Source organism: Burkholderia sp. 9779_493, assembly GCF_015712215.1.
GTDB classification, from domain to species: domain Bacteria; phylum Pseudomonadota; class Gammaproteobacteria; order Burkholderiales; family Burkholderiaceae; genus Burkholderia; species Burkholderia cenocepacia.
Genome location: NZ_JACCQA010000020.1, coordinates 94,718 through 118,364 on the forward strand (window position 1 = coordinate 94,718; position 23,647 = coordinate 118,364).

At 68.4% G+C, this 23,647-nt stretch carries 20 protein-coding genes; 9 read left to right on the plus strand and 11 right to left on the minus strand.

What is annotated here, in order from left to right; genetic code table 11:
• Positions 1-31: 31 nt before the first annotated feature.
• A complete protein-coding gene (locus H0X95_RS21545; protein WP_227746350.1) occupies positions 32-673 on the minus strand; it encodes a DUF1120 domain-containing protein in 642 nt (213 codons plus the stop codon).
• 620 nt (positions 674-1,293) lie between these two features.
• Positions 1,294-1,497: a DUF1289 domain-containing protein gene (locus tag H0X95_RS21550; RefSeq protein WP_006493160.1), complete on the minus strand. Its 204-nt coding sequence runs from the start codon at positions 1,495-1,497 to the stop codon at positions 1,294-1,296.
• Positions 1,498-1,916: 419 nt separating this feature from the next.
• Here H0X95_RS21550 and H0X95_RS21555 point away from each other — a divergent pair, with 419 nt between their 5' ends.
• From H0X95_RS21555 to H0X95_RS21570, 4 genes are all read left to right on the plus strand, one after another.
• Positions 1,917-3,011: a polyamine ABC transporter substrate-binding protein gene (locus H0X95_RS21555; RefSeq protein ID WP_006497200.1), complete on the plus strand. Its 1,095-nt coding sequence runs from the start codon at positions 1,917-1,919 to the stop codon at positions 3,009-3,011.
• An 86-nt stretch (positions 3,012-3,097) separates the two neighbouring features.
• On the plus strand, positions 3,098-4,258 hold the full coding sequence (locus tag H0X95_RS21560; protein WP_006488129.1) for an ABC transporter ATP-binding protein: 1,161 nt from the start codon (positions 3,098-3,100) through the stop codon (positions 4,256-4,258).
• Positions 4,255-5,181, plus strand: a complete 927-nt coding sequence (locus H0X95_RS21565) for an ABC transporter permease subunit (protein WP_059723800.1) — start codon at positions 4,255-4,257, stop codon at positions 5,179-5,181. The genes H0X95_RS21560 and H0X95_RS21565 overlap by 4 nt, the downstream gene beginning before the upstream one ends.
• Positions 5,178-5,999, plus strand: a complete 822-nt coding sequence (locus H0X95_RS21570; RefSeq protein ID WP_006497202.1) for an ABC transporter permease subunit — start codon at positions 5,178-5,180, stop codon at positions 5,997-5,999. Before H0X95_RS21565 ends, H0X95_RS21570 begins: the two co-directional genes overlap by 4 nt.
• A gap of 92 nt (positions 6,000-6,091) precedes the next feature.
• Here the strand turns inward: H0X95_RS21570 and H0X95_RS21575 are convergent, their stop codons facing one another.
• The 3 genes from H0X95_RS21575 to H0X95_RS21585 are packed head-to-tail and all read right to left on the minus strand — an operon-like array spanning position 6,092 to position 9,500.
• Positions 6,092-6,898: a sulfite exporter TauE/SafE family protein gene (locus tag H0X95_RS21575; RefSeq protein WP_059723798.1), complete on the minus strand. Its 807-nt coding sequence runs from the start codon at positions 6,896-6,898 to the stop codon at positions 6,092-6,094.
• Between the two features lie 18 nt (positions 6,899-6,916).
• Positions 6,917-8,587 carry a bifunctional protein tyrosine phosphatase family protein/NAD(P)/FAD-dependent oxidoreductase gene (locus tag H0X95_RS21580; protein WP_058901495.1) on the minus strand — a complete coding sequence of 557 codons (1,671 nt, stop codon included), beginning with the start codon at positions 8,585-8,587 and terminating at the stop codon, positions 6,917-6,919.
• A gap of 28 nt (positions 8,588-8,615) precedes the next feature.
• Positions 8,616-9,500, minus strand: coding sequence for an MBL fold metallo-hydrolase (locus tag H0X95_RS21585; RefSeq protein ID WP_006497205.1), 885 nt, complete (start codon positions 9,498-9,500; stop codon positions 8,616-8,618).
• Between the two features lie 253 nt (positions 9,501-9,753).
• Between H0X95_RS21585 and H0X95_RS21590 the strand changes: the two genes are divergently transcribed.
• The 4 genes from H0X95_RS21590 to H0X95_RS21605 all read left to right on the plus strand — a co-directional run bounded on the left by H0X95_RS21590 (position 9,754) and on the right by H0X95_RS21605 (position 12,833).
• Positions 9,754-11,136, plus strand: coding sequence for a sigma-54 interaction domain-containing protein (locus H0X95_RS21590; RefSeq protein WP_059723797.1), 1,383 nt, complete (start codon positions 9,754-9,756; stop codon positions 11,134-11,136).
• A gap of 230 nt (positions 11,137-11,366) precedes the next feature.
• Entirely contained in the window at positions 11,367-11,927 is a 561-nt protein-coding gene (locus H0X95_RS21595) for a DUF2975 domain-containing protein (RefSeq protein ID WP_006488126.1), read from the plus strand.
• 8 nt (positions 11,928-11,935) lie between these two features.
• The gene (locus H0X95_RS21600) at positions 11,936-12,160 is read left to right on the plus strand and encodes a helix-turn-helix domain-containing protein (RefSeq protein ID WP_006488139.1); all 225 of its coding nucleotides are present in this window, start codon (positions 11,936-11,938) and stop codon (positions 12,158-12,160) included.
• Positions 12,161-12,230: 70 nt separating this feature from the next.
• Entirely contained in the window at positions 12,231-12,833 is a 603-nt protein-coding gene (locus H0X95_RS21605; protein WP_227746351.1) for a hypothetical protein, read from the plus strand.
• Positions 12,834-12,881: 48 nt separating this feature from the next.
• Here H0X95_RS21605 and H0X95_RS21610 read toward each other — a convergent pair whose 3' ends face one another.
• From H0X95_RS21610 to H0X95_RS21625, 4 genes are all read right to left on the minus strand, one after another.
• Positions 12,882-13,910, minus strand: a complete 1,029-nt coding sequence (locus H0X95_RS21610) for a MerR family transcriptional regulator (protein ID WP_006497208.1) — start codon at positions 13,908-13,910, stop codon at positions 12,882-12,884.
• A gap of 124 nt (positions 13,911-14,034) precedes the next feature.
• On the minus strand, positions 14,035-15,600 hold the full coding sequence (locus tag H0X95_RS21615) for an efflux transporter outer membrane subunit (protein WP_059723793.1): 1,566 nt from the start codon (positions 15,598-15,600) through the stop codon (positions 14,035-14,037).
• A gap of 2 nt (positions 15,601-15,602) precedes the next feature.
• Positions 15,603-18,749, minus strand: coding sequence for an efflux RND transporter permease subunit (locus H0X95_RS21620; protein WP_059723791.1), 3,147 nt, complete (start codon positions 18,747-18,749; stop codon positions 15,603-15,605).
• Complete coding sequence (locus tag H0X95_RS21625) at positions 18,746-19,855, minus strand: efflux RND transporter periplasmic adaptor subunit (protein ID WP_059723789.1); 1,110 nt, start codon at positions 19,853-19,855, stop codon at positions 18,746-18,748. Before H0X95_RS21625 ends, H0X95_RS21620 begins: the two co-directional genes overlap by 4 nt.
• 189 nt (positions 19,856-20,044) lie before the next feature.
• Between H0X95_RS21625 and H0X95_RS21630 the strand changes: the two genes are divergently transcribed.
• Positions 20,045-20,665: a TetR/AcrR family transcriptional regulator gene (locus tag H0X95_RS21630; RefSeq protein ID WP_006491184.1), complete on the plus strand. Its 621-nt coding sequence runs from the start codon at positions 20,045-20,047 to the stop codon at positions 20,663-20,665.
• Between the two features lie 36 nt (positions 20,666-20,701).
• On the opposite strand, the gene H0X95_RS21635 is transcribed toward H0X95_RS21630, so the two are convergent.
• Both H0X95_RS21635 and H0X95_RS21640 read right to left on the minus strand, forming a co-directional pair.
• Positions 20,702-22,435 carry a ClcB-like voltage-gated chloride channel protein gene (locus H0X95_RS21635; protein ID WP_006491181.1) on the minus strand — a complete coding sequence of 578 codons (1,734 nt, stop codon included), beginning with the start codon at positions 22,433-22,435 and terminating at the stop codon, positions 20,702-20,704.
• Between the two features lie 103 nt (positions 22,436-22,538).
• Positions 22,539-23,615: a YeiH family protein gene (locus H0X95_RS21640; RefSeq protein ID WP_034201738.1), complete on the minus strand. Its 1,077-nt coding sequence runs from the start codon at positions 23,613-23,615 to the stop codon at positions 22,539-22,541.
• Between the last annotated feature and the right edge of the window lie 32 nt (positions 23,616-23,647).

Below are 23,647 nucleotides of genomic sequence, written 5' to 3' on the forward strand. Positions count from 1 at the left end.
GAGTCAATCAATGGCACGACGCGTACCGGCATTACAGGTACACGAGGGACACGGTGGCGAGGCCGTCGAGATTGATTTCCTGGCTGAGGTCGAGATTCGACGTCTTGTCGATCGCGGCCTGCACGTCGAGCGTGCCGGAGAACACCTTCGCCGCGACCGGCACGGTCTGGCCTTTCTTGGCCCACGACTCGTAGCCGCCGGTGTTGTCGACCACGCCGTCGGAAGCCGTCCAGGTGGTGCCCTTGGTGCTCGAATAAATCGAATCGACGGCCGCGCCGTCGGCCTGGAACGAATTCTTCCGGAAACGGAATGCAAAGCCGCCGATATTCTTGCCGCTGGCCGTGCCGAGGCCGAATTGAACATTATCCGATTTCGACATGCCGAAGAAATTGATATTGCCGGAAAGGGCGCCGGTGCCGGCGCGATTATCCTGCGCCGTCAATGCGACGCGCGCGGCGGCGTCGCAGGTGATCGTGATCGAATCCGACAGGATCGCGAGCAGCGTGGGCGCGGTCGGGCTGAGTTGGGCCGAGCCGATCAGCCCGTAATCGAACGTGCCGCCGCCGGCCAGCGTCGGCGTGCACGCGCCGGGCTTCACCGTGCCGGTGACCTTGACGTCGAACGTGTCGGCGAAAGCCGCGGTGGTGCCCCATGCGAGCAGGCCTGCAATCACGAGGCGCGAGGCCTAGTTCGTCATCTTAACGAATTTCATCTGGACGTGTTCCTGGTGGCAATCCGGAATGCCGAAAATGGATTCGGCGATCCGGGTTTGTCTGGATTAATGAAATGAAACTTGCTCGCGGTTATTTCCGATGAGCGGAGGAAATTTATCAACTCGATTTCCGAAAAGAAATCGGACTTGTACAAATTTTTGAGGATATTTTTTATGAGATTTCTGGTTTTGGTCGGGAAGGGAATTCGATTCTCGTGCGGAAAACCGGTGTTTTAATTGTTAAGAATGTCAGATCAGATATTTTTAAACTTCGGCGACGATGAAGCGATATGGAATCGACGTGCGCCGACGATGTTGACGAACGAAGTGCCCAACGGTTCGCACCGAGCGGTCGGCATTGGCGGCTCGGGACGGCGGACGCGTGCCGTCATTGCGGCCGTCGCGTACGTCGGCAGCGGGGAGAGAGGGAAGGTGTCGCGTCGGTGCGCGGCGGTGTAACAGCGAAGGCGGGCAGGGAGGCTGGCCGGATGAAGTCGGCCGGGGGGCGAGCGAGCGGCGTGTGAGCGGACGGCGCTGCCCGATCGTTCGCATCGCGTCGGCCTGCGCCGACGCGGGACGCTTTAGAGCTTGTCGTACTGGAAGCGCATCGCGGTGCCTTCGCGCGTGATGCGTTCCCACACCGCGCGCTTTTCGTCGTCGCTCAGGAACACCCAGTTCGACACTTCGGCGGCCGTGCGGCCGCAGCCCTTACAGACTTCGTCGAAGAGCGTCGAGCACACGCCGATGCAAGGGCTGTCGGGGAGGTCGTGAAGATTGGAGGCCATCGGGAGGGTTCGCGCAGTTGAATCGTCAGCCGCCATTTTAATGCATCGCGGCGGCCCGGCCGGACGCTCGCGCCGGCATGCTGTCCCGGCGCGGCAGCGGGACAGTACGGCCGGGCGTTGCCTGCGGGCGCCGGGCGGGCACGCCGGGCATGCGAACGCCGGTTCGCCGCTGTCCGTTTTTCCGGGTGGACAGCCGTCGATTACCCGATAGAATTCCCCCGGAACGCCCCGCCGCGCGGGCGGCCCGACGGGCCGGCGGCGGTAATCTGTTCCGTTTGCGCGACACCGGCATGATTTTTTTGTGACGGGGCGCGAATGATGGTAGTTTTCGGGGTTTTCGAGGGGCGGCGCGCCCGAATGCGCCGCCATGACGAGGCAGACGGCAGCCGGGCAGTGCGTCCGGCCGGAGGGAGAACGGGATGAAAGCAAAGGTAGTGGGCCGGTTCGCAGCGCTCGCGCTGTGCGTGGGTGCATCGGCGGCAGCGGCGAAGGATACGCAGCTCAATGTCTATAACTGGTCGGACTACATTGCGAAGGACACGATCCCGAACTTCGAGAAGCAGACGGGCGTCAAGGTCCGCTACGACAACTACGACAGCGACGACACGCTGCAGGCGAAGCTGCTGACGGGCAGCTCGGGCTACGACATCGTCGTGCCGACCAGCAACTACGCGGGCAAGCAGATCGCCGCCGGCATCTTCGCGCCGCTCGACAAGTCGAAGCTGCCGAACCTCAAGTACCTCGATCCGCAACTGATGGCGCTCGTCGCCGGCGCGGACCCGGGCAACAAGTACTCGGTGCCCTGGGCGTACGGTACGACCGGCCTCGCATACAACCTGACGAAGGCGCAGCAGGCGCTCGGCAAGGTGCCGCTCGACAACTGGGACATCCTGTTCAAGCCGGAAAACCTCGCGAAGCTGAAGACCTGCGGCGTGTCGGTGCTCGACGCGCCCGACCAGATGTTCGCGGCGACGCTGCACTACATCGGCAAGGATCCGATGAGCACGAACCCGGCCGACTACAAGGCCGCGATGGACGTGCTGAAGAAGATCCGTCCGTACATCACGCAATTCAACTCGTCGGGCTACATCAATGACCTGGTCGGCGGCGACATCTGCTTCGCGTTCGGCTGGTCGGGCGACGTCGTGATCGCGAAGCATCGCGCGATCGAGGCGAAGAAGCCGTACAAGGTCGAGTACTACATTCCGAAGGGCGGCGCGCCGGTGTGGTTCGACGTGATGGCGATCCCGAAGGATGCGAAGAACAAGGAAGCCGCGCTGCAGTGGATCAACTACATCGAGGATCCGAAGGTGCACGCGGCGATCACCAACGCGGTGTACTACCCGAGCGCCAATGCCGAGGCACGCAAGTACGTGCGGCCCGACGTCGCGAACGACCCGGCCGTCTACCCGCCGGCCGACGTCGTGAAGACGCTGTTCCTGCTCAAGCCGCTGCCGCCTGAAATCCAGCGTCTGCAGACGCGTCTGTGGACCGAGCTGAAGTCGGGCCGCTGACGCGAGCCGAAGTGAATCAGCAGTCATGAAGCCCCTGGTGCCCCCGGGGGCTTTGTTCGTCTAACGCAGGAGAGAAGCAGCACATCATGAATAGCCAGTCGGGCGCGCCGGTCGCGGGCGCGCCGTTCTCCGTTTCCTCCTCCGGCGCCGATGCGCGCGCCGAGAACTTTGTCCAGATCGTCGACGTCGTCAAGAAATTCGGCGACACCGAAGCCGTGCGCAGCGTCAACCTGACCGTGCGCCAGGGCGAACTGTTCGCGCTGCTCGGCAGCTCGGGCTGCGGCAAGTCGACGTTGCTGCGGATGCTCGCGGGCCTCGAGACGGTCACGTCGGGCAAGATCCTGATCGACGGCGAGGACCTCGCGCAGATGCCGCCGTACAAGCGGCCCGTGAACATGATGTTCCAGTCGTATGCGCTGTTCCCGCACATGTCGGTCGAGTCGAACGTCGCGTTCGGGCTGAAGCAGGAAGGCACGCCGAAGGCCGAGCTGAAGGCGCGCGTCGCGTCCGCGCTCGAACTCGTGCAGATGGGCAAGTATGCGAAGCGCAAGCCGCATCAACTCTCCGGCGGCCAGCAGCAGCGCGTCGCGCTCGCGCGTTCGCTGGTCAAGCGCCCGAAGCTGCTGCTGCTCGACGAGCCGATGTCCGCGCTCGACAAGCAAATCCGCCAGCGCACGCAGATCGAGCTCGTCAACATCCTGAACAAGGTCGGCGTCACCTGCATCATGGTCACGCACGATCAGGAAGAGGCGATGACGATGGCGAACCGCCTCGCGGTGATGAGCGAAGGCCAGATCGTGCAGATCGGCTCGCCGAACGAAGTGTACGAATACCCGAACAGCCGCTTCTCGGCCGAATTCATCGGCTCGACGAACCTGTTCGACGGCGTGACGGTCGAGGACGAACCCGATCACGTGTACATCGAATCGCCGGAACTGCCGAGCCGGCTGTACGTGAGCCATGGCATCTCCGGCCCGCTCGGGATGCCGGTCACGGTGTCGGTGCGCCCCGAGCGGATCGCGCTCACGCGCAAGCCGCCCGAAGGCGCGTTCAACTGGGCGCGCGGCCGGATCAGCAACGTCGCGTACATGGGCGGCTATTCGCTGTATCACGTGAAGCTCGATGGCGGCAAGACGGTGATCGCGAACGTGTCGAGCCTCGCGATTTCGGAACTCGACACGCCGGCGCTCGGCGACGAGATCTACGTGCGCTGGAGCGCGACCGCCGGCGTGGTGCTGACGTCATGAACGCGTTCAAGTCCCTGCTCGAGTGGCCGGTGCGGCGCTTCAACCTGACGGGCGCGACGGCGGTCGTCGCCGGGCCGTTCACGTGGCTCGTGCTGTTCTTCCTCGTGCCGTTCGTGCTGGTCGTGAAGATCAGCTTCGCGGAGCTGCAGCTCGGCATCCCGCCGTATACGGAGCTTGCGTCGTACGCGGACGGCGTCGTGCACATCGCGCTGAACCTGTCGCACTACGCGTTCCTGTTCACGGACAGCCTGTATTTCGCGACCTACGTGAACTCGGTGTGGGTCGCCGCGATCACGACGCTGCTGTGCCTGCTGCTCGGCTATCCGATGGCGTACTACATCGCGCGCTCGAACCCGGCCACCCGCAACCTGCTGATGATGGGCGTGATGCTGCCGTTCTGGACGTCGTTCCTGATCCGCGTGTATGCGTGGATCGGCATCCTGAAGAACAACGGCCTGCTGAACAACTTCCTGATGTGGATCGGGGTCACGCATACGCCGATCGAGCTGTACCGCACCAACTACGCCGTATACATCGGGATGGTGTATTCGTACCTGCCGTTCCTCGTGATGCCGCTCTACGCGCACCTCGTGAAGATGGACCTGCGCCTGCTCGAAGCCGCGTACGACCTCGGCGCGAAACCGTGGAAGGCGTTCGTGCAGATCACGCTGCCGCTGTCGAAGAACGGGATCATCGCGGGCTGCCTGCTGGTGTTCATCCCGGCGGTCGGCGAGTACGTGATTCCGGAGCTGCTTGGCGGCGCGAATACGCTGATGATCGGCCGCGTGATGTGGAACGAGTTCTTCAACAACGCGGACTGGCCGATGGCGTCGGCCGTGACCTGTGCGATGGTGTTGCTGCTGCTCGTGCCGATGGCGATGTTCCAGCACTTTCAGGCGAAGGAACAGGGGGGGCGTCGATGAAGCCGAATCGCTACCTGCAGTTCGCGGCGCTGTTCGTCGGCTTTGCGTTCCTGTACGTCCCGATCATCAGCCTGATCGTCTATTCGTTCAACGAGTCGAAGCTCGTCACCGTGTGGTCGGGCTTCTCGTTCCGCTGGTACGCGGCGCTCGCCGAGGACGACGAGCTGCTGACGGCCGCGTGGCTGTCGCTGAAGATCGGCGTGCTGACCGCGTTCGCGTCGGTGTTCATCGGCACGTGGGCCGGCTTCGTGCTCGCGCGGATGGGGCGCTTTCGCGGCTTCGCGCTGTTCAGCGGGATGATCAACGCGCCGCTCGTGATTCCCGAGGTGATCCAGGGGATCTCGCTGCTGCTGCTGTTCATCGAGCTCGCGAAGTGGATCGGCTGGCCGGCCGAGCGCGGCGTGTTCACGATCTGGCTCGGCCACGTGATGCTGTGCATCTCGTACGTCGCGATCATCGTGCAGTCGCGCGTGCGCGAGCTGAACCCGTCGCTGGAAGAGGCCGCGCTCGATCTCGGCGCGACGCCGCTGAAGGTGTTCTTCACGATCACGCTGCCGCTGATCTCGCAGGCGCTGATCGCCGGCTGGCTGCTGTCGTTCACGCTGTCGATCGACGACCTCGTGCTGTCGGCGTTCCTGTCGGGCCCCGGCTCGACGACGTTGCCGCTCGTCGTGTTCTCGCGCGTGCGCCTCGGGCTGAACCCGGAGATGAACGCGCTCGCGACGCTGTTCATCATCGCGGTGACGGCCGGCGTCGTGATCGCGAACTTCGTGATGCTGCGTCAGGAACGCAAGCGGATGGCGGGGTTCGCGGCCTGACGCGCCGATTGCGGCCGTCATGAAAAACGCCCGGTGCCGACGACGAGTCGGCCCGGGCGTTTCGTTTTGGCGGCGCGTGACGTCGCCTGGGTTTATCCGCCGAACGCAGCCTTGGCCAGCAGCCCGAGCGCGACGCACACAAGCACGGCCGCGAAACCGGCCTGCACGTGCCGCGCGGCGAGGTGGCGCGACGCGCCGCGGCCGGCGGCCATGCCGAGCGCGGTCGCGACGGTGAACCACAGCGTCACGTCGAGCGGCGCGCGCGTGCCGGACACGAGCGTCGCAAGCACGCCGCCGGTGCCGACCAGCGCGATCACCATCAGCGACGTCGCGACCACCCCGTGCATCGACACGTTCGTGAACTTGCGCAGCATCGGCACGATCACGAAGCCGCCGCCGACGCCGAGCAACCCCGTCATCAGGCCGGTGACCGCGCCGGTCGATGCCAGCGCGACGCCCACGGGCCACGACCACACGAGCCGGCCGGTGTCGGGATTGATGCGGCCGACGCACAGCGGTGACGCGTCGGCATCCGCCGCGACCCGCCGCAGCGCCTGTCGCAGCAGGCGGCCGGCGACGACCAGCATCGTCAGCGCGAACAGCGTGAGCAGCAGGCGCTGCGGCAGCACGTGCGCGAGCCGCACGCCGAGGGTGGTCAGCGGCACGCCGGCCACGGCCATCAGCAACGCCGCGCGGTAGCGCACGAGCCCGCGGCGAAAGCCTTCGAGCGCGCCGAGCGCGGCGCTGCCGGCCACCGCGACGAGCGCGACGGGCGTGGCCTGCTGCATCGGCCAGCTCATCCCGACGACGAGCGCGGGCACCGCGAGAATGCCGCCGCCGGCGCCGGTCAGGCCGAGCACGGCGCCCACGAAGCCGCCGAGTACGAGGGAAATCAGCATGACGTCATCGCGCTCCGGTCAACCTGCGATCGCGGGCTTCGCGAGCCATTCGCGGCCCTTGAGCATCGCCTTCCAGTAGAGCGGCGGCAGCACGCGCTCCTTGAGCAGCCACGCGAGCCGCGACGGGCGCTTGCCGTCGATCAGCCAGGCGGGGAAGGTCGGCGCGACCTTGCCGCCGTACAGGAATTCAGCGAGCACGATCTTGCCGCGCTCGACGGTGAGCGGGCACGAGCCGTAGCCGTCGTAGGCGGCGTCGCCGTGCGCGCGGCCGAGCGACGCGAGCAGATTGTGCGCGACGACGGGCGCCTGCTTGCGGGCGGCCGCGGCGGTTTTCGCATTGGTCGTGTTGGTGACGTCGCCGAGCGCATAGATGTCGGCAAACTGCTTGTGCCGCAGCGTCGCCGGATCGACGTCGATCCAGCCGGCCGCGTCGGCGAGCGGGCTCGCACGCACGAAGTCGGGCGCCTTCTGCGGCGGCACCACGTGGATCATGTCGAACGACCGCTCGACGGTTTCCTTGCCGCCGTCCGGCAGCGCGCGCGAGAACGTCGCGCGGCGCGCGGGCCCGTCGATCGCGACGAGGTTGTGGCCGAACGACAGCGCGATGTCGTAGCTTTTCACGTACTCCATCAGCGCGGGTACGTAGTCGGCGACGCCGAACAGCGCGCCGCCCGCATTCAGGAATTCGACGTTCGCGGCGTCGAGGCGCCCCGTGCGCCGCCAGTGATCGCACGACAGGTACATCGCCTTTTGCGGCGCGCCCGCGCACTTGATCGGCATCGGCGGCTGCGTGAACAGCGCATTGCCGCCGCGGAACGCGCGCACGAGTTCCCACGTGTACGGCGCGAGATCGTAGCGGTAGTTCGACGTGACGCCGTTGCGGCCGAGCGTGTCGGCGAGGCCGTCGATCGCGTGCCAGTCGAGCTTGAGCCCCGGGCACACGACGAGCTTGCGATAGCCGATGCGCCGGCAGCCGTCGAGCACGACCGCGTGAGCGTCGGGCTCGAAGCCCGCGACCGCGGCGCGGATGCGCTGCACGCTGCGCGGCAGCACGTCGGTCATCGGCCGCGCGGTGGTCCCGGGCTGGAACACGCCCGCGCCGACCATCGTCCAGCCGGGCTGGTAATAGTGGACGTCGGCGGGATCGATCACCGCGATGTCGAGCGACGCGTCGCGCGCGAGCAGGCTCGACGCGACCGCGATGCCGGCGGCACCCGCGCCGACGATCACGATGTCGTGCCGTGCGTCCACGGCGGGCGTGCTCTGGCGGCTGTCCTGCGCGATACGCGATGCAAGCGCGCTCAGGTCGTAGCCGGCCGCGCCGGCGGTGGCGACGAGGTCGTCCAGCGGACGCAGCCCCGCCTGCGACAGCGCCCACAGCGTGGCCGAGCGCGTGCCGCTGCGGCAGTACGCGAGCACGGGCCCGTCGAGCGACGCGACCAGCGCGCCGAATTGCGCGGCCTGGTCGTCGGTCACCTTGCCGGTATCGACCGGCAGGTAATGCACGTCGATGCCGAGCGGCGCGGCGGCCGCGCGGATCTCGGTGACGGTCGGCTGGTCGGCGCCTTCGCCGTCGGGCCGGTTGCAGATGATCGCGCGGATGCCCGCCGCGTGAAGCGCGGGCAGGTCGGCCGCCGCGATCTGCGGCGAGACCGACAGCGCGTCGGTCAGCTTGCGGATGTTGGTCATGTCGGAGTTCTCGGTGGGGTGCGGGCGCTCAGATCGCGTCGAGCGGAATCTTCAGATAGCGCACGCCGTTGTTCTCGGGCTCGGGCAGGTGGCCGGCGCGCATGTTGACCTGCACCGACGGCAGCATCAGCACGGGCATGTCGAGCGTCGCGTCGCGCGCGGTGCGCATCGCGACGAAATCGTCCTCGCTCACGCCGTCCTTCACGTGCACGTTCGCGCGGCGCTGCTCGGCGACGGTCGTCACGAACTGCACGTCGCGCCCGCCCGGCTGGTAGTCGTGGCACAGATACAGGCGCGTGTCGGGCGGCAGCGCGAGCACGCGTGCGATCGAGCGGTACAGCGTGCGCGCGTCGCCGCCGGGGAAGTCGCAGCGCGCGGTGCCGTAGTCGGGCATGAACAGCGTGTCGCCGACGAACGCCGCGCGTTGCGTCGCGTCGTCGACGCAGTAGGTCATGCACGCGGGCGTGTGGCCCGGCGTGTGCAGCGCGCGGATCGTCAGGGCGCCGAGCGCGAGCGTGTCGCCGTCGTCGACGAGCCGGTCGAACTGGCGACCGTCTTCCGCGAAGCCCGGCCCCGCGTTGAACAGCGTGCCGAACACGTGCTGCACGCGGCGCACGTGCGAACCGATCGCGATCTGGCCGCCGACCCGTGCTTTCAGGTACGGCGCGGCCGACAGGTGGTCGGCGTGCACGTGCGTCTCCAGCAGCCAGTGCACGGTCGCGCCGAGTTCGGCGACGCGCGCGATCAGCCGGTCGGCGCTGGCGGTGCGCGTGCGGCCGGATTTCGGATCGTAGTCGAGCACGCTGTCGATCAGCGCGCACGCGCGGCTCGCCGTATCGAGCAGGAGATAGCTGACGGTGTGGGTGGCCGGGTCGAAAAAGCCTTCGACCGACAGGGCGGGGGCGTTGCTCACGAGGTGTCCTCGATCGGGTTCTGCATCTGCAATCGCGATCTTTACCTCAAGAAGCGTGCCAGCCGGCCGCGCGGCGCCGGCCGATGTGGCAGGGACTTGATTCGGCTCGGTTTTTCGGCGCGGTGGCGGCCCGGTGGACGAAACGGCGGCATCCGCTGGCAGACCAGGACTGCCATAACTGGCAGTGTCGTGGCAGAATTGGCAGTCAGCCTGGCAGTCCGTCCGGGCATCCCTTCGCCGAGCGAGCTTCCGCATGCCTCCGCACGACACCATTCCGATCGTTCCCGCACCGCGCCGCGACGCGATGCCGGACGTCCGCGCGCTCGTCGCGTATCTCGAGCAGGACCCGCAGCCGATGATCGTGGTCGATCCCGACTACCGCATCCTCGCGGCGAACGATGCGTACCGGCGCCAGTTCGGTGTAGCCGGCGTCGAGCACGTCGGCCGGCATTGCTTCCAGGTGTCGCATCACTATGACGTGCCGTGCGACCAGGCCGGCGAGCATTGCCCGATGAAGCAGGCGCTCGAGTCGCGCGGGCTGAACCGCGTGCTGCACATCCATCACACGCCGCGCGGCCCCGAACACGTCGACGTCGAGCTGCGGCCGATCTTCGACGCGGACGGCAACGTGATCGCGTACGTGGAGCGGCTGACGACGGTGCGCAGCGCGTCCGCGCAGCCGAGCGCGGAAGGGCTCGTCGGCGGCGCGGACGCGTTCAACGCGGCGCTCGGCGCGCTGCAGCGCGTCGCGCCGTCGACGCTGCCGGTGCTGCTGCTCGGCGAATCGGGCACCGGCAAGGAGTTGTTCGCCCGCGCGCTGCACGAGGCGAGCGATCGCGCGATGGGGCCGTTCGTCGTCGTCGATTGCTCCGGGATCGCCGAGACGCTGTTCGAGAGCGAGCTGTTCGGCTACGAGAAGGGCGCGTTCACGGGCGCGAACCAGCGCAAGCCGGGCCTCGTCGAAACCGCGCAGGGCGGCACGCTGTTTCTCGACGAGATCGGCGACGTGCCGTTGCCGATGCAGGTGAAGCTGCTGCGGCTGATCGAATCGGGCACGTTCCGGCGCGTCGGCGGGGTCGAGGCGCTGCGCGCCGATTTCCGGCTCGTCGCGGCCACGCACAAGCCGCTGCGCGAGATGATCGACGACGGCCGGTTCCGGCAGGACCTCTATTACCGGATCAACGCGTTTCCGATTCCGCTGCCGGCACTGCGCGAACGGCGGGGCGACGTCGCGCTGCTGGCCGAATCGATCCTGCGGCGGATCGCGAACGCGCGCGGCAACGCGGGCGACGCACATGCGCGGCCGTTCGTGCTGACCGAGCGCGCCCGTGCGTGCCTCGACGCATATGCATGGCCCGGCAACATCCGCGAGCTGCGCAACGTGCTGGAACGTGCGTGCCTGTTCGCCGATGACGGGACGATCCGCGTCGAGCATCTGCCGGCCGAGCTCGTCGCGGCAGCGGCGGCGCCGCAGGCGCAGGCGGCGGACGCGCGCGGCGTGTCGGATGCGGAGCTGGTCCGTATTGCGCGCACGTTCGCCGGCACGCGCAAGGCGCTGGCCGAGCGGCTCGGATTGAGCGAACGGACGCTGTACCGGCGGATGAAGGCGCTCGGCCTCGGCACGCGCGAGCGCTGAACGGGCAGGTCGCGCGCGGCGGGCAGCGGCACGCGGCCTTGCCCCACCCCGACTGGACGGTGCGCTACGACCGGGCCGACGCTCGGTCCGTTGCGCGCGATACGGGCGGGGCGGTACGAGTCAAACACGCTTCGCGATAAAAAATCACAACGGAACAACAATTAATTATCGTTTTACGATAATTATCGACGTACAATCGACGCTCGTTCATTCGTCGTCGAGGAGACGTCATGCATTCCGATCGCATCGCCCGTATCAGCCAGCGGATGGCCACCGTCACGCTGGGATTCATCTTCTGCATGCTGGTGCTCAACGCCGCGTGCTGGCTGTTTCCGTCGCTGAGCGCGGCCTCGGGACCCGGCTTCGTCTTCGGCCTCACGGATTCGGTGCTCTCCAACCTGCATGTGGATGTCGCCGCGTTCCCGTGGTGGCAGAAGGCGGTCGGCATCGTGCTGTCGAGCGTGCCGCTCGTCGCGCTTGCAAACGGCCTGCGGCATCTGCGCGCGCTGTTCCGCACCTATGCGCGGCGCGACTATTTCTCCGCACAGGCGGCTGGTCACCTCGGCAAGACGGGGCGGGCGATCGGCCTGTGGGTGGTGCTGAGCCTGCTGTGCGAGCCGCTGCTGAGCGTGTGGGCGACGCTGCGCGAACCGGTCGGCCATCGGGTGGTCAGCGTCGGTTTCACCCTGCCGTACGTGGTCGCGTTGTTCACCGCCGCGTGCATTGCGGTCATCGCGCACATTCTCCGGCAGGCGAGCGAGCTCGACGCCGAGCATCGGCAATTCGTCTGAGGCGCGCGATGACGATCGTAGTCAAGCTCGACGTGATGCTCGCGACGCGCAAGGTCCGCTCGAAGGATCTGGCGGCAGCCGTCGGCATCACCGAACAGAATCTGTCGCTGCTCAAGCAGGGGAAGGTCAAGGGCATCCGCTTCGCGACGCTCGAGGCGATCTGCCGTTATCTCGACTGCCAGCCGGGCGACCTGCTCGCGTTCAGCGATGACGGTGGCGGCGAGCCCGACTGACGCAGCGCGCACGCGGCGTGTCGATGCGGGCGGGCGCCGTCGGTCGCGCGTGGTTGCGCTGGCCGTCGCGGTGTCCGTATCGATCCACGTGGCCGGATGGTTCGTGCTGCAATGGGCGCCGCGGCCGGCCGGCCCGAACACCGGCGAGAAGCCGCGGATCGCGCTGCGTGTCGAGTGGATTCCCGCGCGACCGGCGCCCGCGGTGATCGCACGCGAGACCGGGCGGGCCGGCCCGAGCCCGGGCAGGCGCGGCACCGGACAATCGGCGAAACGTTCCGCGGCGGTGGCGGATGCGCGTAGGGCGGCGCGTTCGTCTCCGGATGCGCCGGGTACGTCGCGCAGGCCAAGCGAAACCCGCGCCGGCCCAAGCGCGGCCGCACACGATGGCCGTCCGGCCCCCGCTGCAAGCGCCGATCTCGACTGGCGTCGCGATCTGGACGCGATCGGTGCACGGCAACGCGCGGCGCGCAGTCCGGCGCAGGCGGCGGTCGGCGCGTTGGGCGCATCGTCGGGCGGCGCGGCGCCGCGTCGTCGCACCGTCGATGCACAGCTGGCCGACGGGATATCGGGCGCGCGTCGTGCCGATTGCCGGCATGCGTACGCGGGTGCAGGCCTGCTCGCGTTGCCGATGCTCGCGCTGGACGCGGTTCGCGATACCGGCTGCCAATGGTGAAACGGGCGGCACACGGGAATCCATGTGCCGCCCGCGCGAACCATGCGATCAGCGCGCCGGCGCCAGCTGCGCCATCGCTTCGCGCACGAAACCGAGCAGCGTGTCGTCGGTCCACGAATCCTTCGTCAGCGCCGGCTCGTTCATCAGCGCGTGGCGGAATTTCGCATGCGTGGCCGGATCGTGGCCCGCGTAGCTGCAGAACAGCTCGAGCCAGCGCTGCGCGAGCGCGCGGCCGTGCGGCGAATCGGGCCGCGTGCCCGCATCGATCGCGTCGCGCACGTCGGCCATCAGCTGTGGCCATTCCATCGCGCGTTCGGCGTAGTGCGCGCGCATGAAGCGGATCTCGTCCGGCGTGAGGTATTTCTCGAAGAGCCGCATCTTCGTTTCCGACGAAGCCCGCAGCACATAGTCGCGCAACGCGGTCGAAATGCCGATCTTCGACTGCATCGACGGTTCGTGCTCGTGCATCAGGTTCAGCTTCGCGAGCAAGCGCGGATCGTTGTTCGTGTCGCGCACCAGCAGCGCCATCCAGCGCGCGGCGAGCGCACGGACGCGCTCGTCCTCGGCGGGCACGCCCGCATCGTGCAGCGCACGCACGTCGGCAACGAGCGCGATCCATTCCGCGTCGCCCGCCTGGCTCTTCTGGTACATCGGCAGGCGCGCGAGTTCTTCCTCGGAAAAATATTTGTCGTACACGGTCATCAACTCCAGTGTGGTGAGCCAATCGGCCAGCTCCGGCTCGGTGCCCGCCGTGAGCTGCGCATGCAGGCTCACGAGCCGTTCGCGCAGCTGCGCGGTTTGCGCGAGCTGGCGGTCGAGCGACGCGATCTGTTTCGCGACGACATCGACGAGCGGGGTGCCGGGCCGGTTCAGGTAGTCGCCGATTTCGGCGAGCGACAGTCCGAAGCGACGCAGGGCCTGGATCTGGTGGAGCCGGGCGATGTCGTCGCGGTCGTACAGCCGGTAGCCGTTGTCGGCGCGCGCCGAAGGCGTCAGCAGGCCGATTGCGTGATAGTGATGAAGCGTGCGGACGGTCAGCCCGCTGCGTTTCGCCAGTTCTCCCACTTTCAGCCGCATTCGTTCCTCCGTTCGGTGCGCACACTGGAGTCTCGAACGTTACGCTACGTGAGGGTCAAGCGGAAGATCGGCGATCGGACGCGCGTGTCGGGAATCCGTACGCGCGTCCGATCGAAGGGGCCGGTTATTGCGCCGAAGGGGCGGCCGCGGGCGTGGCGGCGCGTGCCTGCGTGCCGGCCGTGCCGTCGCCGGCCGCGTGGCCGGTTTCAGCGGACTTGTCGCCGGTGTCGGCCGGCGGCGTGCCCATCGCCTGGTACAGCCGCGCGGTATCCGCGAACCGGGCGCCGGTCGCCCGAATCTCGTCGAGCCGCGCATTGCGGTACTGCAACTCGCTCGCGCGCGCGGCCGACGGCGGCAGCGCGCCGAGCCGCACGCGAGCCGCCGCGTCGTCGTACGCGCCCCGCGCGGACAGCGCGGCGCGCGACGACGCCTCGAGCGCCTCCGCGTCGTGCTCGAGCGCCGCAAGCGAATCGGCGACGTTCTGGAACGCGCCGAGCACCGCCTGCTTGTACTGGTCGACCGCGGCCTCGTAGGTCGCCTTCGCCGCGCGGCGCTGGGCGAGCAGCGCGCCGCCGTGAAAGATCGGCTGGCTCAGCGACGCGCCGACGTTCCAGATCGCGCCGGCGCCCGACAGCATCGCCGGCCAGCTGAAGCCGCCTTTGCCCATCGCCGCCGACAGCGACAGTTGCGGAAACATCTGTGCGGTCGCGAGGCCCACTTCGGCGGCGGCGGCCTTCAGCCCCGCGTCGGCGGCCTGGATGTCCGGGCGGCTTCGCAGCAGGTCCGACGGCACGACGACGGGCACCTGCTCGGGCAGGTGCAGATCGGTGAGCGCGAGATCGGCCGGCGGCCGGTCGGGCGTGCGGCCGACCAGCACCGCGAGCGCATGGCGGGCCGAGTCGCGCTGCTGGCGCAGCGCGGGCAGGCTCGCCGCGAACGTGTCGGCGCTTTGCCGGGCGTTCAGCGCGTCGCCGCGCGAGGCCGAACCGAGCGCGTGGCGGCGCTCGGCGTCGTGCGCCTGGTCGTTCGCGAGCGCGACGAGCCGCTCGGTCGTGTCGATCTGCGCATTGAGCACCGACACGGTGATCGACGCGGTGACGATGTTCGCGGCCAGCGCGCGCCGCGCGGATTCGAGCTGGAACGCGCTGACGTCGACGCGTTTCGCGAGCGCGCGGTTCGCGAAGCGCGACACGCCGAACAGGTCGACCGTATAGCTCGCCTGCAATTGCCCGACGAACGTGTCGTACAGCAGCGTCGGCGCGCCGAGCGCGGGAATCGGCACGCCGAGCGCGCGCTGGCGCGTGGCCTGGCCGCCCGCGTCGATCGACGGCAGCATCGAGCTGCCGATCTGTCCGCGCAACTGTTCGCGCGCGGCATCCAGCGAATGCGACGCCGCGCTCAGCGTCGGGCTGTTGCGCAGCCCTTCGTCGACGAGCGCGTTCAGCGCATCGGAACGGTACTGTTTCCACCAGTCCGGCACCGGCTGCGCGCCGACCTCGAACTGCTGCGCAACGCCGTGCGCGGACACGGTCTGCTGGACTTGCGGCGCGGCGCCGTAGTGCGCGGGCGCCAGCATCGCGGGCGGCTCGCCGCTCGGCGCGAACCATGCGCAGCCCGCGAGCGGGGCGGCGATGCTCGCCAGCGCGAGCGCGCGCGCGGCTTTCGTTTTCAGGGTCATCGATCGATCCATGGTCAGGCTCCCGACGGCGCGGCAGGCGTGCCGCCTGGCGGCGGGCCGTCCTGCGGGTCGCGTTCGTCGCGCTTCACGCGGAACCACGTCGCGTACAGCGCGGGCAGGTAGAACAGTGTCAGCACGGTCGCGCTCGTGATGCCGCCCATCAGCGCGGTCGCCATCGGCCCGAAGAAGTTCGAGCGCAGCAGCGGGATCAGCGCGAGCACCGCGGCCGCGGCCGTGAGCGTGATCGGCCGGAAGCGCCGCACGGTCGCGCCGATGATCGCGTCGACGCGACCGTGGCCGACCGCGATGTCCTGCTCGATCTGGTCGACCAGGATCACCGAGTTGCGCATGATGATCCCGAACATCGCGATCACGCCGAGCATCGCGACGAAGCCGAACGGCTGGCCGAACAGCAGCAGCGTCGCGACCACGCCGATCAGCCCGAGCGGCGCGGTCAGCACGACCATCAGCACGCGCGAGAAGCTCTGCAGCTGGATCATCAGCAGCGTGAACACGGCGATCGCCATCAGCGGCATCTGCGCGTTGATCGACTTCTGCGCCTTCGCGCTTTCCTCGACCGAGCCGCCGATGTTGATCTGATAGCCGACCGGCAGCTGCGCGCGCAGCGCATTCAGCTTCGCGTCGACCGCATGCGTGACGTCGATGCCCTGCGCGCCGGCGCGCACGTCCGACTGCACGGTGATGGTCGGCTGGCGGTCGCGCTCCCACACGACGCCGTATTCGAGCGTCGGCGTGAAGCGGCCGAGCGAGCCGAGCGGCACGGGGCCGTTCGGCGTCGGCAGCGCGAGGCCCGCGAGTTTCGCCGGATCGACGCGGTCGGCCCGCGGCGCGCGCAGGTCGACGGCGATCAGCTTGTCGCGCTCGCGATACTGCGTGACCGTCGTGCCGGACAGCGTCATCGCGAGGAAGCTCGACACGTCCTGCGACGTGACGTTCAGCTCGCGCGCCTTCTTCTGGTCGAGCGCGAAGCGCACCGAGCGTTCGGCCGGTTCGTCCCAGTCGAACTGCACGTTGACCGTGCGCGCATCGCCGCGCATCGTCGCCGCGACCTTCTCGGCGATCGAGCGGACCGTCGCGATGCTGTCGCCGCTCACGCGGAACTGCACCGGATAGCCGACCGGCGGGCCGTTCTCGAGCCGCGACAGGCGCCAGCGCACGGCCGGGAACGTGTCGCGCAGCGTGGTTTCGAGCCAGGTCGCGAGCTTCTCGCGATCCTCGACCGATTTCGCGGTGATCACGAACTGCGCGAAGTTCGGCAGTTGCAACTGCTGGTCGAGCGGCAGGTAGAAGCGCGGCGCGCCGCTGCCGACGAAGTTCACCGCATGGTCGATCTCGGGACGCTTGTCGATCGCTTTTTCCAGGCGCTCCGTCTCGCGCAGCGTCGCCGCGAACGACGCACCTTCGGGCAGCCGCAGGTCGACCAGCAGCTCGGGCCGGTCGGAGCTCGGGAAGAACTGCTGCGGCACCAGCGAGAAGCCCATCAGCGCGGCGACGAACAGCGCGCCCGTGATCAGCAGCACGACGAAGCGCCGCTCGATGCACCAGTCGATCCAGCCGCGCAGCCGCCGGTAGAAGCGGGTGTCGTAGATGTCGTGCTCGTGATCGTCGGGCAGGTGCGCCTCGTGCGCGTGGCGCTTGCGCTCGGGCAGCATGTGATAGCCCAGCAGCGGGATCAGCACGACGGCCGCGAACCACGATGCGATCAGTGCGATCGCCGACACCTCGAAGATCGAGCGCGTGTATTCGCCGGTGCTCGATTTCGCGAGCGCGATCGGCAGGAAGCCCGACACCGTGACGAGCGTGCCCGTCAGCATCGGGAACGCGGTGCTGGTGTACGCGAACGCGGCGGCGCGCGCGCGGCTGTAGCCCTGTTCGAGCTTCACGGCCATCATCTCGACCGCGATGATCGCGTCGTCGACGAGCAGCCCGAGCGCCAGCACGAGCGTGCCGAGCGACACCTTGTGCAACCCGATGTCGAACAGGTACATGAACAGCGCGGTGACCGCGAGCACGACCGGAATCGAGATCACGACGACCATCCCGGTACGCAGCCCGAGCGACACGAGGCTCACCACCAGCACGATCGCGACCGCTTCGGCGACGGCTTCGAGGAAGTCGTCGACCGAATGCGCGACCGCGTGCGGCATGCTCGACACCAGCGTCAGCTTCAGGCCGGCCGGCAGTTGCGCCTGCAGATCCTTCGATTCGGCGTCGAGCGCCTTGCCGAGCCGGATCACGTCGCCGCCCGGCTGCATCGTCACGCCGATGCCGAGCACGGCATGGCCGTTGGTTCGCATCTGTGTAACCTGCGGATCGTCGTAGCCGCGTTTCACGGTCGCGAGATCGCCGAGCCGGAACGTGCGGCCGTTGATGCGGATCAGCGTGTCGGCGATCGCGGCGACGTTGTCGAACTGGCCGCTCGGCCGCACGAACACGCGATCGTCGGCGGTCGTCAGCACGCCGGTCGACGAGATGTCGTTCTGCGCGTTGATCGCCTGCCCGAGCTGCTGCGGCGAGATGCCGAGGCGCGTGAGCTGCGCGTTGTTGACCTCGATGAAGATCCGCTGGTCGGGGTCGCCGAAATAGTCGACCTTGCCGACGCCCGGCACGCGCAGCAGCACGGTGCGCAACTGGTCCGCGTAGTCGTGCAGTTGCGCGGGCGTGAAGCCGTCGCCCTCGAGCGTCCAGATGTTGGTGTAGACGTCGCCGAATTCGTCGTTGAAGAACGGGCCCTGCACGCCGGGCGGCAGCGTGTAGCCGATGTCGCCCACCTTCTTGCGGATCTGGTACCAGGTGTCGGGCACGTCCTTCACGGGCGCCGAATCCTTCATCGTGAAGAAAATCAGCGATTCGCCGGGGCGCGAATAGCTGCGCAGGAAGTCGATGGCCGGCGTTTCCTGCAGCTTGCGGCCGATCCGGTCGGTCACCTGTTCCTGCACCTGCCGCGCGCTCGCGCCGGGCCAGAAGGTCCGGATCACCATCACGCGGAACGTGAACGGCGGGTCTTCGGATTGCGCGAGCCGCGTATAGGCGAGGATGCCCGCGAGCGTCGCGAGCGCGATCAGGTAGACGACCAGCGCCTGGTGGCGCAGCGCCCATGCGGACAGGTTGAAGCGGCCTTCTTCGTGGGAGACGCTCACGATGCGAAGTCCTCCGGATGCAGCGGCGCGATCGCGCGCACCTTCTCGCCCGCGCTGACCGTATGCACGCCCTGCAGCACGACGCGCTCGCCCGGCTGCAGCCCATGCGACACGGTAACGGTGCGCTCGTTGAAGCGCGCGACGTCGACGCGGCGCAACTCGAGCGTGTCGTCCTTCGTGCGTACGACCCACACGGCCGGTTGCGCGCCGTCGTGGAACAGCGCGGTCGCGGGCAGCGTGATCGGCTGCGCGTCGCCGGCGACCGGTGCGCCGTCGAACGCGACGTCCGCGGTCATCCCGAGCCGGATCGCCGGATCGGTCGCGGCGAGCGTGAGCTTCACGCGGTAGGTGCGGCTTTGCGGATCGGCGGCCGGCGCGATTTCGCGCACCTTCGCGGCGAACTGGCGGCCCGGCAGCGACGGCAGCGTGACGCTGGCCGTGTGGCCGGGTGCGAGCGACGCGAGCGCGGCTTCGGGCACGTCGCTGACCACATCGACGTCGCCCGACCACGCGAGCTGGTAGACCGGCTGGCCGGCCGACACGTTCTGGCCGGTATCGGCCTGTTCGGCGGTGATGGTGCCCGCATGGTCGGCGACGAGCGTCGCGTAGCGGAGCTGGTTCTTCGCGAGCGCGAGCTGCTGCTGCGCCTGGTCGCGCTGCGCGAGCGCCGACGTGTAGCTGTTCTGCGTCTGTTCGAGCTGCGCGGTCGCGATCAGGTTTTCGCGGGCTTGCGCGCGATCGCGGTCGAGCTGCTGCTTCGCGAACGCGAGGCTGTGCGTCGCGGCATCGAGTTGCGCCTGCGCACTCGCGGCGTTTTTCTCGACGTCGGACGGGTCGAGCAGCGCGACGACCTGGCCGACTTTCACCGTATCGCCGAGCCGCACCCGGCGCTCGATGATCTTGCCGGCGATGCGGAACGACAGCGGAGTCGCATAGCGCGGCTGGATGTCGCCGGGCAACGTGCGCGCGGCCGCGGCGGTGTCGGCCCGCGCGGGCAGCGCGACGACGGGGCGCGGGGCGGGCGGCGCGGATTCTTTTGGATGACAGGCGGCAAGGACGAGCGCGGCGCCGATCAGCAGCGCGGCGCGGGAACCGGAGCGATTCACGAAACCCCCAGGTGAGGTGGAGCGGAACGAGGCCGGCAAGCGCGGCGGGCGCTTGCCCCAGAACGGCGCCGGCATCGGCGCACGCGGACAGACGGACAACATTTTGAGAAACTGTGGCGGATTCTAATACATACCTGTATCCGAATGCAAAAATGAATCCGAAAGGGAAAGGATGCTAGACTGCGCGCCATGAAACCACAGCGCTTAACTCGTGAGCAGAGCAGGGACCAGACGCGCGAACGTCTGCTGAAAGCCGCGCATCGCATCTTTATGAAGAAAGGCTATGTGGCCGCGAGCGTCGAGGACATCGCCGCGGCGGCCGGCTATACGCGGGGCGCGTTCTACTCGAACTTCCGCAGCAAGTCCGATTTGTTGCTGGAGCTGCTGGAGCGCGATCACGCGGCGGTGCGGGCCGACTTCGAGGTGATTTTCGAAGGCGGCGGCACGCGCGAGCAGATGGAATCGATGGCGCTCGCGTATTACCGGACGCTGTTTCGCGACGACGAGTACTCGCTGCTGTGGGGCGAGGCGAAGCTGCAGGCGGCGCGCGACGCGAAGTTCCGCGTGCGCTTCAACCAGTTCCTGCACGGCAAGCGCGTGCAGATGGCCGAATTCATCCAGCGCTTCGCCGAGCGCGCGGGTACGCCGCTGCTGTTGCCGGCCGACACGCTCGCGTTCGGGTTGATGTGCCTGTGCGACGGCGTGCAGTCGTATTACACGGCCGATCCGCAACACGTGTCGGCCGACGTGGCCGAATCGGTGCTCGCGGGGTTCTTCGCACGGGTCGTGCTGGGGCGTGCGCCGGACTGACCGGCGCGGGCGGGGCGGGCGGTTTGGCGGCGCGCGTCAGCGTTCGCCGGTCATCCGCCGGTACGCGTCGAGCAGCGACGTCTTGTAGACGACGCCCGCGAGCGTCGGCTCGGCTTCGCTTTCGATCACCGGCAGGCGTTCGCCCTGGAACGCCATGAAGCGTTCGAGCGCGGTCGCGAGCGGCATGTCCGGCGTGAGCAGCGGAAACGGCGTGTGCGCGTAGTGCGCGGCCGTCTTGTCGGTCGTGTCGCGCTTGTCGAGCAGGTCCGACGTGATGTCCTTCAGCGCGACCGCGCCGCGGAAGCGCCCGGCGTCGTCGGTCACGTACAGGTACTTCACCGGATATTCGAGAAACACGCGGGTCATGTCGGCGACGCTCGCGGTGAGCGGCACGACCGTCTGCGCGGGCTGGATCAGCTCGCGCATCTGCGTGGTGCGCAGCCGTTGCCGCTCCTGCGCGTCCTGGTAGTGGTGCTGCGTGATTTCGTACATCGACGTCGTGCCGGTCGCGCGCGCGACGAAATACGCGAACACGCACGACACCAGCAGCGGCAGCACGACCTGATAGCTCAGCGTCATCTCGAAGATCATCAGGATCGCCATCAGCGGCGCCTGCGTGGCGCCCGCCATGAACGCGCCCATCCCGACGATCGCGTACGCGAAATACGCGGACGTATGGCCGGGCCACAGCGCGTCCATCGCGAGCCCGAACAGCGAGCCGAACACGGCGCCGACGAACAGCGTCGGCGTGAACACGCCGCCGATCGCGCCGGAGCCGGCGGTCGCGGCGGTCGCGATCACCTTGAACACGAGGACCGCGACGAGCGCTTGCCAGGTCCACGGCGCATGGAGGATGTGGTTCACGACGCTGTAGCCGTTGCCCCACACGTCCGGAATCCACACCGAGATCACCCCGACGACGAGGCCGCCGAGCGCGAGCCGCACGGGCAACGGCACCGGCAGCCGCTTGAACTGCGTCTTCGACGCGTCGAGCAGGTGCAGGAACTGCGGCGCGAGCACCCCGCACAGCGCGCCGAGCACGACGAACAGCAGCACCTCGGGGCCGGTCACGGCCGGAAACACCGGCATTTCGTACGGCGGCCGGTAGCCGGCGAATTCGCGCATCACGATGTTCGCGACGACCGACGCGACCACCATCGGCCCGAAGCTTTCCATCGCGATCGTGCCGAGCACGATCTCCGACACGAAAAAGGCGCCGGCGATCGGTGCGTTGTACGCGGACGTGATACCGGCCGCCGCGCCGCACGCGACCAGCAGGCGCAGGCGCGGCGGGTCGAAGTGCGCGAAGCGGCCGACGAGCGACGCGGCGAGCGCCGCGAGCTGCACCATCGGGCCTTCGCGGCCGATCGAGCCGCCGCTGCCGATCGTCAGCAGCGACGACACGCTGCGCCACAGGCTCTGCCGCACCGGCACGACGCCGTTGCCGAGCGCGACCGATTCCATGTAGTCGGTCTTGGCGGCCTGCTTGTCGCCGCGCGTCGCAAGCAGCAGCACGCAGCCGGCGAGGAAACCGCCCGCGGCCGGCATCCAGAACCGCACGTACCACGGCAGGCTCTTCGCCATCTGCACGAAGCTGCCGCTGTGCCCCGAGATCAGGCGCTGCATCAGGTCGATGCCTTCGCGGAACGCCATCGTGGCAAAGGCGCCGCCGACGCCGACGATGGCCGACCAGATCAGCATCGTATGGGCGTCCGACAGGCGGAACAGCGTTTGGGCGCGAGTGCGCAGCTTCAGCAGGAACGAGAGCACGGCTGAAAGGGGGCGATGGAAAACGACGCGAAGCATAGCACTGCGCCGCGCCCGCGGGACCTCCCCGGCGGGCGCGGCGCGCGAACCGTCACGGACATGCGGCTCAGCCAAGCCAGTGCTGCACGGCCCAGGTGATCCCGTAGCCGCCGGCGATCAGCCACACGTACAGGATCAGGCCGGTCATCAGCGCCCGCGGGCCGGCCGCGCGGATCTGCGCGACGCGGGTCTCGATACCGAGCGCGGTCATGGCCATCGTGAGCGCGAAGGTGTCGAGCACGTTCAGCGTATGCGTGACGTCCGTGGGAAGCACGTTCAGCGAATTGACGATCACGAAGCCGAGGAAGCCGAGCGCGAACCACGGCACCGCCACCTTGCGCTTGCCTTGCGCGCCGCCGGCCGCGTCGTGACCCGCGCGGGCCGAGCGGGCGAGCCACCAGCCGAGCGCGAGCAGCACCGGGACCAGCAGCATCACGCGCGTCATCTTCACGATCGTCGCGACGTGCGCGACCTCCGGGCTGATGTCGCTCGCCGCGCCGACCACCTGCGCGACTTCGTGGATCGTGCCGCCGAAGAACAGGCCGAGGCCGGCCGGATCGAGGTTCAGCAGCCCGGCGTGATAGGCGAGCGGATACAGGAACATCGACAGCGTGCCGAACAGCACGACGCTGCCCACGGCCATCGCGCTCTGGTGCGGCTTCGACTGCAGCGTCGACTCGAACGCGAGCACGGCGGCCGCGCCGCAGATCGCGCTGCCGGCGGCGGTCAGCAGCGCGGCGTCGCGGTCGAGCTTCATCAGCTTCATGCCGGCCCAGGTGCCGATCACGAGCGTGCTGACGACGACCAGCACCGAGACCGTGAGGCCCGGCAGCCCGACCTGCGCGATTTCCTGCAGGCTCACGCGCAAGCCGAAGAACGCGACCGCGATGCGCAGCAGCTTGCGTGCGGAGAAATTGACGCCGGCCGCCCAACTGGCCGGCATGCCGTCGCGCAGGCCGTTGCCGTACAGCGCACCGGCGACGATGCCGACGATCAGCGGCGACAGGCCGAGCCCCGCGATCGCGGGAAGCTGGGACAGGCTCGTGACGGCGGCGGCGAACAGCGCGACGAACAGCACGCCGTTCAACTGGCCGCGCATCGACGGCGCGGCATGGCTGAGATGGGGAGTCGGAGCAGTGGACATGGAAGCACCGTGATGGAGCGTGTTGCGATGCT

Coding starts and splice junctions, on each gene's coding strand:
- H0X95_RS21550 (WP_006493160.1), bottom strand. CDS start 1,497: ATGGCCTCCAATCTTCACGACCTCCCCGACAGCCCTTGCATCGGCGTG.
- H0X95_RS21555 (WP_006497200.1), top strand. CDS start 1,917: ATGAAAGCAAAGGTAGTGGGCCGGTTCGCAGCGCTCGCGCTGTGCGTG.
- H0X95_RS21560 (WP_006488129.1), top strand. CDS start 3,098: ATGAATAGCCAGTCGGGCGCGCCGGTCGCGGGCGCGCCGTTCTCCGTT.
- H0X95_RS21565 (WP_059723800.1), top strand. CDS start 4,255: ATGAACGCGTTCAAGTCCCTGCTCGAGTGGCCGGTGCGGCGCTTCAAC.
- H0X95_RS21570 (WP_006497202.1), top strand. CDS start 5,178: ATGAAGCCGAATCGCTACCTGCAGTTCGCGGCGCTGTTCGTCGGCTTT.
- H0X95_RS21575 (WP_059723798.1), bottom strand. CDS start 6,898: ATGCTGATTTCCCTCGTACTCGGCGGCTTCGTGGGCGCCGTGCTCGGC.
- H0X95_RS21580 (WP_058901495.1), bottom strand. CDS start 8,587: ATGACCAACATCCGCAAGCTGACCGACGCGCTGTCGGTCTCGCCGCAG.
- H0X95_RS21590 (WP_059723797.1), top strand. CDS start 9,754: ATGCCTCCGCACGACACCATTCCGATCGTTCCCGCACCGCGCCGCGAC.
- H0X95_RS21595 (WP_006488126.1), top strand. CDS start 11,367: ATGCATTCCGATCGCATCGCCCGTATCAGCCAGCGGATGGCCACCGTC.
- H0X95_RS21600 (WP_006488139.1), top strand. CDS start 11,936: ATGACGATCGTAGTCAAGCTCGACGTGATGCTCGCGACGCGCAAGGTC.
- H0X95_RS21610 (WP_006497208.1), bottom strand. CDS start 13,910: ATGCGGCTGAAAGTGGGAGAACTGGCGAAACGCAGCGGGCTGACCGTC.
- H0X95_RS21615 (WP_059723793.1), bottom strand. CDS start 15,600: ATGGATCGATCGATGACCCTGAAAACGAAAGCCGCGCGCGCGCTCGCG.
- H0X95_RS21630 (WP_006491184.1), top strand. CDS start 20,045: ATGAAACCACAGCGCTTAACTCGTGAGCAGAGCAGGGACCAGACGCGC.
- H0X95_RS21640 (WP_034201738.1), bottom strand. CDS start 23,615: ATGTCCACTGCTCCGACTCCCCATCTCAGCCATGCCGCGCCGTCGATG.